Source organism: Shewanella rhizosphaerae (assembly GCF_019457655.1).
Taxonomy (GTDB): domain Bacteria; phylum Pseudomonadota; class Gammaproteobacteria; order Enterobacterales; family Shewanellaceae; genus Shewanella; species Shewanella loihica.
Window position 1 is genome coordinate 4,031,047 of record NZ_CP080420.1, and the last position, 14,198, is coordinate 4,045,244.

Here is a 14,198-nt window from a genome sequence, read left to right on the forward strand (position 1 = left end):
ACCTCAACGCTGCGCCCATTGAGCTTTCCTGTAGCCTGAGCTATTGCGTTAAGTAAGTGTAGAAGGCGATAGCCTTCTTGGCTCGTCAGACAAGATGCTATAGGGAGATGATGTCAGTTTGGTGAACAGGCGAACTCGACCGAGACAGGCATTAAAAAAGCCATGACGCCGCGCCTATAAGCAGTGCCATGGCTTTGTTTTTCTTCCTAAAGACGTTAGATGAGGTAATCGGCGCCCAGAGCCACAAAGAGCACCATACCGGCCCAGTTATTATTTAAGAAGGCTTGCAGGCAGGGGGCGCGCTCGCGGTCGAAGATCAACTTCTGCTGGTAGAGGCCGAAGCCGATGAAGGTGAGGATCCCTAGGGCGAAGACCAGGCCGCGATCGGCGCTGAGCCCAGCCATGATGAAGCAGCCGAGGGCGGCCAGCTGAAACAGGCCGATGATCTGCCGATCGAAGCGGCCAAAGAGGATCGCCGTCGACTTGATGCCCACCTTGAGGTCATCGTCTCTGTCCACCATGGCATACATGGTATCGTAGGCCACTGTCCAGCACCAGTTGGCGGCAAACAGCCACCAGGCTTCTACCGGCACTGTGCCTAGCTGTGCCGCATAGGCCATAGGGATCGACCAGCTCCACACCACGCCGAGGAACATCTGCGGCATGTTGGTGAAACGTTTGGTAAAGGGGTAGATGATGGTCAATATGATGCCGACGAAGGAGAGCTGCACCACCAGCGGGTTGAGCATCAGCACTAAGGCAAAGGCCAGCAGGCCCATCACCACGAACAGGATAAGCGCCTCTTTGACCGTCACCTCACCACTGGCCAGGGGGCGGCTCTTGGTGCGCTCCACATGGGAGTCTAACTTACGATCGGCATAGTCGTTGATGATGCAGCCGCAGGCGCGCATCACCACCACACCGATAACGAAGATGATCAACACCTTAAGATCTGGCATACCACCGGCCGCCAGCACCAGCGCCATCAAACATGGCCATAGCAGCAGGAAGGTACCTATGGGTCTATCCATCCGCGCCAGACGCAAATAGGCGTCCAATTTATCCCTTAAGCTCATTTTCTAGGCTCTCCTAACGACTGCTTTGGCCTTTCGATTTATGTGGGCAAGCTCATCAAAATACTCTGGCATTATGACTGACACCCTAAGAGTTTCAAGCGCTTTATCAACCCGGCTTTACAGTGTCTCGAGACGGGCATAGGCCACCACCAGCCACTTGCTGCCTACATCGAGGAAATCCACCTGGACTCTGGCCTGGGCGCCGCTGCCCTCGAAGTTGGTCACCTTGCCTTCGCCAAACTTGGGATGATTCACCCGCTGACCGATATTGAAACCTGAATCGTTAAAGGCTGAACCGTTAAAGGCGGACTGGGCCTGACTGAATCTGTTGCTACTCGCCGGCGCCGACACGCTGGTGCGCATGCGGATCTCCTGCACATAGTCGCCAGGGATCTCCTTGATGAAACGTGAAGGACGGGCATAGTTTTCCCGGCCATAGATGCGGCGCGACTCGGCGTAGGTGATATAAAGCTGCTTCATGGCGCGGGTCATGCCCACGTAACAGAGACGGCGCTCCTCATCCAGCCTATCGCCCTCATCCATCGCCATCTGGCTGGGGAAAATTCCCTCCTCGACGCCTGCCATGAACACCATGGGGAACTCCAGGCCCTTGGCCGAGTGCAGGGTCATCAGCTGCACCGCATCGGTGAAGGCATCGGCCTGGCCCTCGCCCGCCTCGAGTGCGGCATGGGAGAGGAAGGCGTTCAGCTCGCCCATGTCTTCGAGATCTTCCGGCATCACGAAGGTGCGCGCCGCAGTGACCAGCTCCTCTAAGTTTTCTACCCTGGCGCGGGCCTTCTCGCCCTTCTCCGCCTCATACATGGCCTTGAGGCCGGAAGCCTGGATAACATGGTCCGTCATGCGATGCAGCGACTGCTCCGCCGTCTCCTGCTGCAGAGTAACGATAAGATCCATGAAGCCACGTACCGCGTTGGCGGCGCGGCCGGAGAGCACCTTCTCATCGATCAGACGCAGACAGGTCTGCCACAGGGTCAGCTCCTGCTGGCGCGCCGTGCTGCGCAGGATCTCCAGGGTACGGTCGCCTATGCCACGGGTCGGCGTGTTGATAATACGCTCGAAGGCGGCGTCGTCGTTCTTGTTGCTGATCAGCCGCAGATACCCCATGGCATCCTTGATCTCCTGACGCTCGAAGAAGCGCAGGCCACCATAGATACGATAGGCCATCCCCTTGTGCAGCAGGGCCTCTTCCAACACCCGCGACTGGGCGTTGGAGCGATAGAGGATGGCGCAGTCGCTGAGGTTGCCGCCCATATCCTGCCAGTCCGTGATGCGCCCCACGATGAAGCGGGCCTCGTCCATCTCATTGAAGGCGCAATAGAGGCCAATCTTCTCGCCATCCTTGTCCTCGGTCCACAGCTTCTTGCCTAGCCGGTCCGGGTTGTTGGCGATCAGCTCGTTGGAGGCGTTAAGTATGTTGCCGCTGGAGCGATAGTTCTGCTCCAGACGTATGGTCTGGGCCGCTGGGAAATCTTGCAGGAAGCGATGTAGGTTCTCCACCTGGGCGCCGCGCCAACCATAGATAGACTGGTCGTCGTCGCCGACTATCATCACGTTGGCCGTGCTGCCGGCCAACACGCGGATCCAGGCATACTGGATGGCGTTGGTATCCTGAAACTCGTCCACCAGGATGTTCTTAAAGCGCTCCTGATAGTGCTCCAGAATATGGGGCTTGTTGAGCCACAGCTCATGGGCCCTTAGCAAGATCTCGGCAAAGTCCACCAGGCCGGCGCGATCGCATGACTCCTGATACACCTGATAGATCTTCAGCAGATTCTGCTCAATGGGGAAGCCACCGGCATCGATATGCTTGGGTCTCAGCCCCTGATCTTTCTTGCCGTTAATGTAGCCCTGAGCCTGACGGGGCGGATACTGCTTCTCATCCAGGTTGAGGCTCTTAAGGATCCGCTTGATCAGCCTGAGCTGGTCGTCCGAGTCGAGGATCTGGAAACTCTGGGGCAAGTTGGCGTCTTGATAATGGGTGCGCAGCAGGCGATGGGCCAGGCCATGGAAGGTACCGATCCACATGCGGCCCATGTTGCTGCCGCTCACCTTCTCCACACGCTCGCGCATCTCGGCCGCGGCCTTGTTGGTAAAGGTCACCGCCAGAATAGAATAGGGACTCTGCTGCTCTACCTGCATCAGCCAGGCGATGCGGTGGGTCAGTACCCGGGTCTTACCACTGCCCGCGCCCGCCAACACCAGCATGCTAGATTGTGGTGCGCCGACGGCCTCGCGCTGTTTGTCGTTTAAGCCGTCGAGTAAAGAAGATACGTCCATTCTTGCCTCCAAAAAATCAGGCGGCAAGTATAACAGGAGGCGTTGCGCGATCCTACCGTCGACCACATCGCGATAGGTCATCCACACCTAGCCCAAGGCAATAAAAAGCCCAGGCAAGGGACTGGGCTTTTAGGACGTGATAAGGGGTTAGGCGAGCTTAGCTCTTGCTCTCTTCCAGCCCTATGCTGTCCATCCAGTGATCGAAGTCCATCATGTTGCCCGGCAGCACTATCTTATTGGCGCTGTTGGTCAAGCCGTCGAACTGCTTGAGGTACTGGGCACCTAGCTGCATGCGCACCACGTTCTTTCCGCCTGGCGCCGACACCACCTGAGCCATGCGCTCGATAGACTCGGCTGTCGCCTTGGCGATGGTAAGGATCTCCTCGGCCTTACCCTCGGCCTCGTTGATGCGCTTCTGCATCTCACCCTCGGAGCGGTTGATCATCTCCGCCTTGACCCCTTCGGAGCGATTGATCTTGCTCTGCTTGTCACCCTCACTCTTGGCCAGCAGGGCGCGGCGTTCACGCTCGGCGTTCACCTGCATCTCCATGGCGTTCTTCACCGTCTCGGGTGGCGCGATGTTCTTGATCTCATATCTGTGTACCCGGATCCCCCAGGTAGCGCCGGCCTGATCCAGCACTTCGACTACCTTGGCGCTGATCACGTCACGCTCCTCGAAGGTGCGGTCGAGATCCAGGGTGCCAATCACAGAACGGGTCGTGGTCTGCGCCAGTTGAATGGCCGCGTAACGATAGTCGGTCACCCCATAGCTGGCCTTCACGGGATCCACCACGGAGATATAGATAACCCCATCCACCTCGACGTTCACCTCGTCGCTGGAGAAACACTCCTGAGGCGGTACATCGATAGTTTCCTCTTTCAGGTCATGCACATAGGCCACCTTGTCGATGAAAGGCACTAGGGCATGGAAACCGGCATCTAAGGTGGTGTGATACTTACCCAGACGCTCGACGATATAGGCCGACTTGGTAGGCACCAGGCGGATCGACTGAAACAGCTTGATGATGAAGATGGCGAAGATCAGTCCCCAAATGCCCAGTACGATTAAATCTGTGTTGATATCTGCAATCATGCGCGAACTCCTTTTACCTGACCCACACTCTGAGTCACCTGCTCCATGCCCTCAAAGAAGCCTTCCAGCTTGGCCATCTCGGCCGGTACCACTGAAATATCCGCTTCGTTGAGTATCTTACCCAGCTGGGTGATGAACTGCTCCTTGAGCTGCATGTTCATCGCCTCGTTACCGCCCTCCAGTGCCAAGGCCTCTGAGACCATGGTCATGGCTTCCGCCTTGGCGCGGGCGACGATGGCGATCTCCTGGGCCGTACCCTTGGCCTCGTTGATCCGTTTCTGCTTCTCACCTTCCGACAGGTTAATAGCCTCCTGGCGCTCCCCCTCGGAGAGATTGATCATCGCCGCCTTCTCGGCGTTGGCCAGAGTGATCTCGGCGCGCTTGCTACGCTCGGCCTCCATCTGCTTCTCCAGGGTGTGGATCACCTTGTGAGACGGGGTAATGTTCTTGATCTCGTACCTGAGCACCTTGATCCCCCAAGGGTCAGACGCCTTATCGATCTCACGCACGATAGACTCGTTGAGGCTGTCACGCTCGGAGAAGGTCTCACTCAGGCTCAGCTTACCTATCTCGGAGCGCATGGTGGTCTGCGCCAGGTTCACCGCCGCGCGACGATAATCTTCGATACCATAGCTGGCCAGCTTGCCGTCCATCACCTTGAGATAGACCAGGCCGTCGACCTCCAGCTGAGTGTTATCCTTCGAGATACAGCTCTGTGGCGGCACATCCAGCACCTGCTCACGGGTGTCGTGGCGATAGGCTACGCGGTCGAAGAAGGGAATTAAAAAGTGAAAACCTGGCTGTAACACCACCCTAAACTTACCCAGACGCTCGATAACGTGTACCTCGCGCATGGGAACGATCAACAATAGGTTATAAAGAATAAAGAAAACGAAGAGTATAAAAATGGTAAATTCAAACATAGATTCCATCCTGTAAAGTAGCAGCCAGGCTATGCCTGCTCTGTCAAAGGTTCAACGACCAGGGCAATATTCTCGCGGCAGATCACTCTGACGCGCGCGCCAATAGGGATCTCGCTGCCATCACCCAGTGCTGGCCATTCGCTTCCCTGAAATTCGACGCGTCCCTGCTGCTGTGCCGGGCCGATCACCGCCTTGACGACGGCAACTTGGTTATAAAGGTCAAACTCCTCATCGGTATTATCCACATGGGAATCACCACCCACCAAGCGCTGTGTCAGCTGACGAAAAGCCAGTAACAAGACGATAGCGGCGATGAACCAGAGCGTCAGGGCCTGCACAAAGCCTTCGACCCAACCTAGGGTCAATGCGCCCGCCACCACCAAACAGGCGGCGCCCAGGAAAATAACGATACCGCCAGGCAGAATGATCTCGGCTAACATCAAGACTAAACCGACGGCAATCCAGATAAAGATAGGATTAGAAAACTCCATATTTCCCCCCTGAAATGAGAGTATCCCTGCCAAGACTATATCAGCTCTTTTCTCGCAATGCGACATATTATGTCATAATACAAATGTGACACAGGCAACAAACATTTAATTTACCTAGGTAAAAGACATTGTTTTGGAATTGGGCACAATGGCGAAATCCCGTATACTTGCGGCGCATAAATAATAGGGCGTGAAAATAAGCCGAAAAGGCACCTTGAGAGTGCGCGATTGTTTTCAAATTAGCCCCAAACAGCGGCGTCAAAGGCTGCCCCAAAAATAACGATAAAGGTAAAAAGATGATGAACAGGAAATGGCTTCTCCTCGCGCTAGTCGCCGCCCAGCCCGCGCTGGCCGATGATATGATCCAATGGTGGGACTTCAGTGCTACCGCCCTCTACGGCGACAAGTATGATCTGGCGCCCTCGGAGCGACAAACCACTATTACCCTAGAAACCGCCGGCGGCTGGAAGTATGGCGACTGGTTCGCCTTTCAGGACTTCATCTACTTCAATGGCAATAACGGCGGCAAAGACAGTACCACCTATGGTGAGATCTCGCCCCGCTTCAGCGCCAGCAAGATCTTAGGCAAGCCTGTGGGCGTAGGCGCCATCACAGACGTGTCACTGGCACTCACCTACGAAGAGGGCGAAGGCCCGGTGAAGAGCTTCCTCTATGGTGTCGGTCTCGACTTTAAGATCCCTTATTTCAGCTACTTCCAGCTAAACACCTATCGTCGCGACGCTATCAGCACCGGCAACCTGAGCGATGGCTGGCAGTTGACCCCAGTCTTTCGTATGGACTTCCCGGTAGGCCACTCGAACATCGTCTTCGACGGCTTTATCGACTGGGTATTCTCGGCCGACAACACTGGCTATGAAGAGAACTTCCACTTCAACCCTCAGGTTAAGTACGACCTGGGCGCAGCCATCTTCGGCGCCCACAAGAAAGATAAGCTATTCGTCGGTATCGAATACGATTACTGGAAGAACAAGTATGGTGTTAAGGGCATAGATCAGAACACCTACTCGGTGATCGCCAAGTATCACTTCTAAGTGTTATGAACAAAGCGTGCTTCTATGCATGCCCACAAAAAAGGCGCCATCAGGCGCCTTTTTTAATCCAGCGAGCTAAGCCGCTAGGCTTAAGCCAACAGCTTCTTCGCCGCCGCTACCACGATAGACACGGCACTGGTCTCGGTCTGCTTCATGGTCGCCTCATCAGGGATCTCCTGCTGAGTACGGTTAACGATCACACCGGCCACACACGCCGCGCGCCAACCTTGAGTCGCACACATGGTGAACAGAGTCGATGACTCCATCTCATAGTTGAGTACGCCCATGTCCTGCCACTCTTTCATCGAACCGGCAAAACGACGAGTCACACGACCCGTCACGGTATCGTAACGCTCTTGACCTGGGTAGAAGGTGTCTGACGAAGCTGTGATACCGATATGAGGCTCAAGACCCGCTTCACGGCTCGCCGCCACCATGGCGGTAGTACATTCGAAGTTCGCCACGGCTGGGAACTCCATAGGAGCAAAGTGCAGACTCGCACCGTCTAGACGCACCGACGCCTGAGTCACGATCACATCACCCACGTTAACCTGTGGCTGAATGGCGCCTGTGGTGCCGACGCGCAGGAAGGTGTCGATACCCAGCTGTGCCAGCTCTTCCACGGCGATAGAGGTCGATGGACCACCGATACCGGTAGAGCAGACCACCAGCGGCTTACCGTCGATATAGGCAAGGTAACTGGTGTATTCGCGGTGACTGGCCAGGAATGTTGGATTGTCCATCAACTCGGCAATACGTTTCACACGCTCTGGGTCGCCCGGAACGATAGCAAGTGTTGCACCATCTAACATCTCTTTCGTCAGGCCTAAATGAAATACATCTGACATTGTGAAAACCCCTTTCAATTTTGATTATAAAATTCTTATAAAATGGACTTTAACCTAGTATGAAAGCCATTAAGGTTAACCTGATCACACTTTCCCCGCCAGTAGTTAGATAATTTGTTGTAATGAATTTACCAAAGCAATTCCGCTAGCAGCACTGAAAATATAGCAACTCCCACCTAGGCTGCCAGCCTGCCGGCAAAATTTATTACTTGCCCTGAGACATCGCCGAAAACCTGGTTTCACACCCAAATAAAAATCACAAAATAAGCTTGTATTACAACAGGTTAAACCAGCTGTAGTAAAGCGACGAAAACGAAATCCCAGGCGGTGAAGTCGATCACAAAACCAGCAAACAGATCGCGCTAGGCTGAAACCATAGCAAAGGAAAATTAACTACTTTTGCTATGACCTCTCACCCATTTTGACCAAGAAGGACGGCCAATATGTTTCCAGAATACAGAGACCTGATCAGCGAACTAAAATCAAAAGACGCGCATTTTCTTAAGATGTTTAACAAACACAACGAACTCGACGACGAGATTAAAGAGCTAGAGCAACATGCGGCCAGCGATTTCACCCCAGAGGTCAAGGTACTCAAACAGCAGAAGCTGCATATCAAAGAGGAGTTGCATCAGATCCTCAAGTCCCACGACAAATAATGCGGACATCGGACATTAAAAAGGGCGCCTAGGCGCCCTTTTCTTATCTCTTAGAAATTCTATCTACTACAGATAGTAATCCTTCAGCGGCGGGAAGCCATTGAAGCAGACCGCCGAATAAGTGGTGGTATAGGCGCCGGCCGTCAGCCAGTACATGCGATCGCCTATTGCCAGATCCAGCGGTAGGCCGTAGCTGTAATGCTCATACATGATGTCGGCACTGTCACAGGTCGGGCCGGCGATCACGCAGCGATCCAACTCACCCTGACGCTCGGTATAGATGGGGAATTTGATCGCTTCATCCATGGTCTCAATCAGGCCGGAGAACTTACCCACGTCGGTAAATACCCAGCGCTCCAACGCCGTCTGAGACTTCTTGCTGATCAGCACTACCTCAGACACCAGCACGCCGGCGTTAGAGAGCAGCGAACGGCCAGGTTCCAGGATGATCTGCGGCAGCTGATCGCCAAAGTCCTCTTTTAGGAAGTGGGTGATCTGCTCGGCGTAGGTGCCCAGCTCATTCGTCTTGTCCAGATAATTCGCCGGGAAACCGCCGCCTAGGTTGATCATCTTCAGCTCGATGCCATGCTCTTCACGCAGACGCTCGAAGATACTCTTCACCTTGGCGATAGCCGAATCCCAGGCTCCTATGTCGCGCTGCTGTGAGCCCACATGAAACGAGATGCCATAGGGTTCCAGCCCCAGCGTCTTGGCGAGCACCAGCAGCTCGAAGGCCATCTCATTCTGGCAGCCGAACTTACGCGACAGGGGCCAGTCAGCCGTGTGGGTGCCTTCGGTCAGGATGCGTACATAGACGCGAGAACCGGGGGCTTCCTCGGCGATCATACGCAGATCGGCTTCGGAATCAGAGGCGTACATGCGCACGCCACGCTCATAGAAGGCACGCACATCTTTACGCTTCTTGATGGTATTGCCATAGCTGACTCTGTCAGGCGTCACGCCGATGTCGCTCACCATATCCAGCTCGTAGATAGAGGCGATATCGAAATTGGCGCCGCGGTCACGCAGCAGGGTCAATACCTCCTTGGCCGGGTTAGCCTTGACGGCATAGTAGATACTGGCATAAGGGAAGTTATGCACCATGTCATCATATTGTTTTGCAATGATTTTAGTGTCAATCACCACGAAAGGTGTCGGTTTATCCTGAGCAAACGCCTTGATACGCTCAAAGGTAGCTTGGTCATAATACTCATTAACATCAATCGCTTGAAATTGGCTCATCTCGCCAGTATCTCCGTAGCAGAATAAAAATAATTTAGCGTGATTCGGTTAAAAATCGCTGCGAAGTAAACGCTATTTTTTCGTCGAGATCAACGAATTTTTATGCTTAATAAATAAATTTTTATTCCAAAACGGATAACCTGATTTTCATCGGAGCAAAAGCGAACATAAGTCATTAATTAGTAAATTGAATTCTGATAACCTTTGGCTCACACTTTTCGCGCTATTTCACCGCCTCGAGCAGGGCCTTGGCGGAATCGACGCTCACCACCTTGACGACCTTGAGCCCCTCCAGGGTGATCACTGTCGCCGTCTCCTTGTCACCGGGCAGCAAATGGGTCGCCTCACCCTCCTGATCCAGGCCGATGGCGAAGTTGAGATCTTGCATCTTGGGGATGGCCACGAACTTGGCGATAAGTGATGGCATACCACTGATGTCGGCAACATAACGCCAGTTACCCGGCATGGGGCCCTCTAGGGACTCAAGTGCCTCCTGAATGATCTCGCCCCCCTTCATGCCGCGGCTAAAGAGTAAAATCTGGGTATTGCTATTGAGCTCCCACACGGCTTGATGTTGATCCGCCAGGGTGATTGCCTCGATACGATCGCCTGTGGTCAGGCTGCTGGCCAGGCTGGCGGCCGAAAACAGCACGCCCACAGCCAAGATTAGCGCTTTCATAATGCCTCTTTCACTAAGGATTAGGTTACTTAGGGGTGAACTAGACTATATCTTATACTGGCCGCCATGCCCTCGGATGCGTGCCAATTGCTTGATATGCTTCACGCTAATGAGTGTCATGGGACATGAATGAGATATTGGTTATCAAGCCATTGAATATTAAGTAACATACCCAGGTTGGATTCTATGCCCGCGCGATAGTGGTTCGCGGCAAATTTTAGGACGAATGTTATGAATGAAAATGGTCTGGAGCAGGAGCTGGCGCAACTGCAAAATGTCTACAACCTGTTGACCGAATTTCTGGTGAAGTACAGCTTCCAGCTGGTCGGCGCGCTGCTTATCTTCCTCTTGGGGCTCTGGGTCGCCAACAAGATCTCCAACCTAGTGGCCAAGCAGTTTGAGAAGCACGAGATAGACATCACCCTGAGCAACTTCGTCTCCAATCTGGTGCGCATTCTCATCATAGTCATGGTGGGGGTTATCGCCCTGGGCAAGCTGGGGATCAGCATCACGCCCATGGTGGCGGCTATCGGTGCGGCCTCTCTGGGTGCCGGCCTGGCGCTACAGGGAATGCTCTCTAACTACGCGGCGGGCGTTACCATAATCGTTACCCGCCCCTTCGTGGTGGGCAACACCATAGAGATCCAGGGGGTCAGCGGCGTGGTCAAGAGCATCCACCTGGGACTGACCCTGCTCACCAATGAGGAAGGCGAGGTGATCAGCATCCCCAACAAACATATCGTCGGCGAGATCCTGCACAACTCCTTCAGCGACAAGCTGGTCGAGATACGTTTCAACATCAGCTACGCCAGCGATGCCAACCAGGTGCTGGCCATCGCCCAACAGGTGCTGGATGCCAACGAAGAGGTGAATCAGGAGCGTGCCCCTCAGATAGGGATCAACGGCTTCAACAGTATTGGCTTAGAGGTAGGCCTACGTTACTGGGTGCCCACCAATCGCTACTACCAGAACAAGTATCAGGTCAACCTGGAGCTGATCAACGCGCTGCGCCAGGCCGGCATAGAGATCCCCTGCCCGGTACGTGAGATCCACATCGAGCGATAAAGTCATATCGAGCGCTAGCGCCGAAAACACCAAGCGGCGCCGGCCTAGAGGCCGCGCTGCCACTCCTGGCGCAGGGGCACCAGTCCCTGAATCGCCTGCTCGACCTGGGTCAACAGGCTCTGCTTGTCACGGCCCAGTATCCCCTTGAGCACCAGATAGTTAGAGGCGTGATCTGACCTGAATATGGTCTTCTCCAGCTCGAGTTCACTGAGCAGCAACTGCATCTCGCTCAGCAGGCCATGCTGGTCCGGCAGTTTGAAATCACCATCGAATCCGGCGTCCATACGCGCCTTGCCAAGGGGCAGAGTCACCACTAGGGTCGACAGATAGTCCGGCTGCGCCTCATTCATCAGGCGCGCCGAGTTGAGCGCGTGTTGCCTGGACAGCTCCACGCCCCCCAAGCCATTGAGTATCATCACGGAAGACTTGATGCCGGCCGCGCGTATGCGCTGCAAGGCCAGCAAGGAGGAGTCGAAGCTCTCGCCCTTCTCGATACGGGCCAGCACCTCATCGTCCCCGCTCTCGCAGCCCACATACAGCAGGCTAAGCCCCAGCTCTCTGAGCCGGGCGAGCTGCGCATCCGTCTTATTGTTGAGATTGCGCGGCAGGCAGTAGCTGCTGATGCGGGTCACCTGGGGCAGATGCTCACGGATCAACAGACAGATAGCCTCCAGACGATTAAAGGGCAGGCTCATGGCATCGCCATCGGCGAGGAATACCCGTGAGATCGGCAGGTTTCGCTGGGCGACCCGTTGAATATCCTCTGCAATTTTATCTATTTTTTGTGCACGAAATTGCTTCTGCGGCGCGGTATACATGTCGCAAAAATGGCAGCGATTCCAGCTACAACCATTGGTTACCTGGAGTATGAGGGACTTCCACTCGGAAGGCGGCCGAAATAACGGCTCGATATAATTAATCATTTTATGCCTGTCTCAAAATGTGACCAAGATGTGAGCATTTTCATAATTTTTCGCTTTCGGGCCCACTTCTCGCCCCATAAATTGATCTCGTTCAATTAATGTTCAATTAAAGTCAGTAAAATGACTGACGTTAATCTAATTAAGATTAATCTTTTAAAACTGGCTGGCGGTGCCAGCACAGAAAGAAATATTGGCTACATCGGCCGACAAACGTGTAGATAATAACATGCAAATAGCACAGCAACTGCAAGACAGGCGAGGGAACGTCCTGCATCATGATGAGCATTGGAGCTCGATGAGTGCGGAACAAAAGATGGCCCTCTATAGCCTGCATCGATACGGGTATCGGCTGTTGTTTGTTCGCCATTTGCCTTCGGGTCCACTGGCGATCATCGCCCAACAGAGCCAGCTGTCGACCATAGACAGATATGGCGAAGTTGAACATGATCCTAAGATCCAACTCAGGGATTAGTCACCGACTCGGTGACTGACGAGCCTAACGGCTTAATTACCCGAACATAGAGGAGCACGCCCTGTGCTCCTCTATTTGCACGTCTCTCTAACCCATTCGTTAGTCCCATTCGTTAGGCCCTTTCTTTAGGCCCTTTCTTTAGGCCCTTAGTGTGCCCACAGAGCTGCATCAGGCATCCAGCAACATGTCGAGATGGGGAATACCATCCTCCAGATAGACCTCAGACACGGCTCGAAAACCCACCCCTTGATAGAAACCCTTAAGGTATTCCTGGGCGCCGATCTGAACCCCCTGGGCTGGCCAGGTTTGTCTGGCGATGGCGATCGCCTCAAGCATCAAGGGCTTGGCGACGCCCGCACCGCGAGCCGATGGCGCGACGATGACCCGGCCGATACTGGCCTGAGGGTAACTCACCCCGGGGGCTAAGATCCTCGCATAGGCGGCAATCCGCCCCTGCTCATCCAGACCCAACAGATGACGGGTCTCGGCCAGGGTGTCTTTGCCATCCAGCTCGGGATAGGCACAGGCCTGCTCCACCACAAACACATCGACCCTTAACTTCAACAGCTCGTAGAGCCGCTCAAGGCTCAGCTCGGTAAATGCCACACTCTCCCAACGCACTGCTATCCCCTCATTCGTTAATTCCGGCGCCTATCGCCTTTTCTTCAATTACTTCTGCCTAGCCGTTTTAGATTAACCGCTTCGGCAGCCTTCGACTCCCAAGTAAGCGTCTGGTCGGTATGCGCCTGCTCTGTAAGTACCTTACCATTCCCTCTAAAGAGGCAGCAGGCTGTGACGCTCACCGCAAATTTCGGCGAGACTTGACCTTGGTCAAATACATGCATTATAAATACACCTAAGATTCACATGCCCAATTTAACCCATTCTAAACTAGGAAGCATTCGATTGACGCCGCCTACATTTAGATGACCTAAGTCGTCTGTCATCAGATATTGCGACAACAATTGTTCTTAAAAATAAAGAACTTATTCTAATGGAGTTCATATGAAAAAGATTGCCCTCATCGCTTTTGCAAGCCTAATGTCTCTGACGGCCCACGCCGGTGATATCGAAGCCGGTAAAGCCAAATCTATGCTTTGTGCCGCCTGCCACGGTGCCGACGGTATCTCTCTGGCGCCCATCTACCCTAACCTCAAAGGCCAGAAGGCTCAATACATTGAGAAACAACTAAAGGCCTTCAAGGAAGGTACGCGTCAAGACCCAGTGATGGCACCTATGGCCATGCCGCTGACCGACGAGGATATTGCCAACCTGGCCGCCTACTTCGAGAGCCTCAAGTAAGCCTTCTCGTCCTTGTAAGAGATTCCTCTCCCAACAGGTCGCGCCCCGTCGCTCAGGTGACGCGGCCTGTCTTTT

Annotated in this window: 15 protein-coding genes; 5 read left to right on the top strand and 10 right to left on the bottom strand. The window is 54.1% G+C overall.

From position 1 onward, the window contains the following. Positions 1–215: 215 nt before the first annotated feature. The 5 genes from ubiA to K0I63_RS17500 all read right to left on the bottom strand — a co-directional run bounded on the left by ubiA (position 216) and on the right by K0I63_RS17500 (position 5,881). Positions 216–1,076 (bottom strand): 4-hydroxybenzoate octaprenyltransferase, encoded by an 861-nt coding sequence (ubiA, locus tag K0I63_RS17480; RefSeq protein ID WP_220043461.1) that lies wholly within the window; start codon positions 1,074–1,076, stop codon positions 216–218. Between the two features lie 117 nt (positions 1,077–1,193). Further along, a complete protein-coding gene (gene uvrD, locus K0I63_RS17485) occupies positions 1,194–3,374 on the bottom strand; it encodes a DNA helicase II (RefSeq protein WP_220081861.1) in 2,181 nt (726 codons plus the stop codon). 157 nt (positions 3,375–3,531) lie between these two features. Further along, on the bottom strand, positions 3,532–4,467 hold the full coding sequence (locus K0I63_RS17490; RefSeq protein ID WP_220072400.1) for an SPFH domain-containing protein: 936 nt from the start codon (positions 4,465–4,467) through the stop codon (positions 3,532–3,534). Further along, positions 4,464–5,390 (bottom strand): SPFH domain-containing protein, encoded by a 927-nt coding sequence (locus K0I63_RS17495; RefSeq protein ID WP_220081862.1) that lies wholly within the window; start codon positions 5,388–5,390, stop codon positions 4,464–4,466. The genes K0I63_RS17490 and K0I63_RS17495 overlap by 4 nt, the downstream gene beginning before the upstream one ends. A gap of 29 nt (positions 5,391–5,419) precedes the next feature. Continuing rightward, positions 5,420–5,881: an NfeD family protein gene (locus tag K0I63_RS17500; protein WP_220043463.1), complete on the bottom strand. Its 462-nt coding sequence runs from the start codon at positions 5,879–5,881 to the stop codon at positions 5,420–5,422. A 299-nt stretch (positions 5,882–6,180) separates the two neighbouring features. Here K0I63_RS17500 and K0I63_RS17505 point away from each other — a divergent pair, with 299 nt between their 5' ends. Continuing rightward, complete coding sequence (locus K0I63_RS17505; protein ID WP_220045348.1) at positions 6,181–6,933, top strand: outer membrane protein OmpK; 753 nt, start codon at positions 6,181–6,183, stop codon at positions 6,931–6,933. Between the two features lie 89 nt (positions 6,934–7,022). Here K0I63_RS17505 and udp read toward each other — a convergent pair whose 3' ends face one another. Continuing rightward, positions 7,023–7,781, bottom strand: coding sequence for a uridine phosphorylase (udp, locus tag K0I63_RS17510; RefSeq protein ID WP_220059173.1), 759 nt, complete (start codon positions 7,779–7,781; stop codon positions 7,023–7,025). Between the two features lie 443 nt (positions 7,782–8,224). On the opposite strand from udp, the gene K0I63_RS17515 reads away from it, so the two are divergent. Continuing rightward, complete coding sequence (locus tag K0I63_RS17515) at positions 8,225–8,440, top strand: HP1242/YdcH family protein (RefSeq protein WP_160793842.1); 216 nt, start codon at positions 8,225–8,227, stop codon at positions 8,438–8,440. A 66-nt stretch (positions 8,441–8,506) separates the two neighbouring features. On the opposite strand, the gene K0I63_RS17520 is transcribed toward K0I63_RS17515, so the two are convergent. After that, positions 8,507–9,682: a type III PLP-dependent enzyme gene (locus K0I63_RS17520; RefSeq protein WP_011867188.1), complete on the bottom strand. Its 1,176-nt coding sequence runs from the start codon at positions 9,680–9,682 to the stop codon at positions 8,507–8,509. Positions 9,683–9,905: 223 nt separating this feature from the next. Continuing rightward, entirely contained in the window at positions 9,906–10,361 is a 456-nt protein-coding gene (locus K0I63_RS17525; RefSeq protein ID WP_220081863.1) for a hypothetical protein, read from the bottom strand. Positions 10,362–10,592: 231 nt separating this feature from the next. On the opposite strand from K0I63_RS17525, the gene K0I63_RS17530 reads away from it, so the two are divergent. Continuing rightward, on the top strand, positions 10,593–11,426 hold the full coding sequence (locus K0I63_RS17530) for a mechanosensitive ion channel family protein (RefSeq protein ID WP_220081864.1): 834 nt from the start codon (positions 10,593–10,595) through the stop codon (positions 11,424–11,426). Between the two features lie 44 nt (positions 11,427–11,470). Here K0I63_RS17530 and K0I63_RS17535 read toward each other — a convergent pair whose 3' ends face one another. Beyond that, on the bottom strand, positions 11,471–12,349 hold the full coding sequence (locus K0I63_RS17535) for a radical SAM protein (protein WP_220081865.1): 879 nt from the start codon (positions 12,347–12,349) through the stop codon (positions 11,471–11,473). 295 nt (positions 12,350–12,644) lie between these two features. Here K0I63_RS17535 and K0I63_RS17540 point away from each other — a divergent pair, with 295 nt between their 5' ends. After that, complete coding sequence (locus tag K0I63_RS17540) at positions 12,645–12,821, top strand: hypothetical protein (RefSeq protein WP_258406130.1); 177 nt, start codon at positions 12,645–12,647, stop codon at positions 12,819–12,821. A gap of 168 nt (positions 12,822–12,989) precedes the next feature. Here K0I63_RS17540 and K0I63_RS17545 read toward each other — a convergent pair whose 3' ends face one another. Next, entirely contained in the window at positions 12,990–13,442 is a 453-nt protein-coding gene (locus K0I63_RS17545; RefSeq protein ID WP_220081866.1) for a GNAT family N-acetyltransferase, read from the bottom strand. A gap of 384 nt (positions 13,443–13,826) precedes the next feature. Here K0I63_RS17545 and K0I63_RS17550 point away from each other — a divergent pair, with 384 nt between their 5' ends. Then, on the top strand, positions 13,827–14,123 hold the full coding sequence (locus tag K0I63_RS17550; RefSeq protein WP_011867194.1) for a c-type cytochrome: 297 nt from the start codon (positions 13,827–13,829) through the stop codon (positions 14,121–14,123). Positions 14,124–14,198 lie beyond the last annotated feature (75 nt).

Coding starts and splice junctions, on each gene's coding strand:
- ubiA (WP_220043461.1), bottom strand. CDS start 1,076: ATGAGCTTAAGGGATAAATTGGACGCCTATTTGCGTCTGGCGCGGATG.
- uvrD (WP_220081861.1), bottom strand. CDS start 3,374: ATGGACGTATCTTCTTTACTCGACGGCTTAAACGACAAACAGCGCGAG.
- K0I63_RS17490 (WP_220072400.1), bottom strand. CDS start 4,467: ATGATTGCAGATATCAACACAGATTTAATCGTACTGGGCATTTGGGGA.
- K0I63_RS17495 (WP_220081862.1), bottom strand. CDS start 5,390: ATGTTTGAATTTACCATTTTTATACTCTTCGTTTTCTTTATTCTTTAT.
- K0I63_RS17500 (WP_220043463.1), bottom strand. CDS start 5,881: ATGGAGTTTTCTAATCCTATCTTTATCTGGATTGCCGTCGGTTTAGTC.
- K0I63_RS17505 (WP_220045348.1), top strand. CDS start 6,181: ATGAACAGGAAATGGCTTCTCCTCGCGCTAGTCGCCGCCCAGCCCGCG.
- udp (WP_220059173.1), bottom strand. CDS start 7,781: ATGTCAGATGTATTTCATTTAGGCCTGACGAAAGAGATGTTAGATGGT.
- K0I63_RS17515 (WP_160793842.1), top strand. CDS start 8,225: ATGTTTCCAGAATACAGAGACCTGATCAGCGAACTAAAATCAAAAGAC.
- K0I63_RS17520 (WP_011867188.1), bottom strand. CDS start 9,682: ATGAGCCAATTTCAAGCGATTGATGTTAATGAGTATTATGACCAAGCT.
- K0I63_RS17525 (WP_220081863.1), bottom strand. CDS start 10,361: ATGAAAGCGCTAATCTTGGCTGTGGGCGTGCTGTTTTCGGCCGCCAGC.
- K0I63_RS17530 (WP_220081864.1), top strand. CDS start 10,593: ATGAATGAAAATGGTCTGGAGCAGGAGCTGGCGCAACTGCAAAATGTC.
- K0I63_RS17535 (WP_220081865.1), bottom strand. CDS start 12,349: ATGATTAATTATATCGAGCCGTTATTTCGGCCGCCTTCCGAGTGGAAG.
- K0I63_RS17540 (WP_258406130.1), top strand. CDS start 12,645: ATGAGTGCGGAACAAAAGATGGCCCTCTATAGCCTGCATCGATACGGG.
- K0I63_RS17550 (WP_011867194.1), top strand. CDS start 13,827: ATGAAAAAGATTGCCCTCATCGCTTTTGCAAGCCTAATGTCTCTGACG.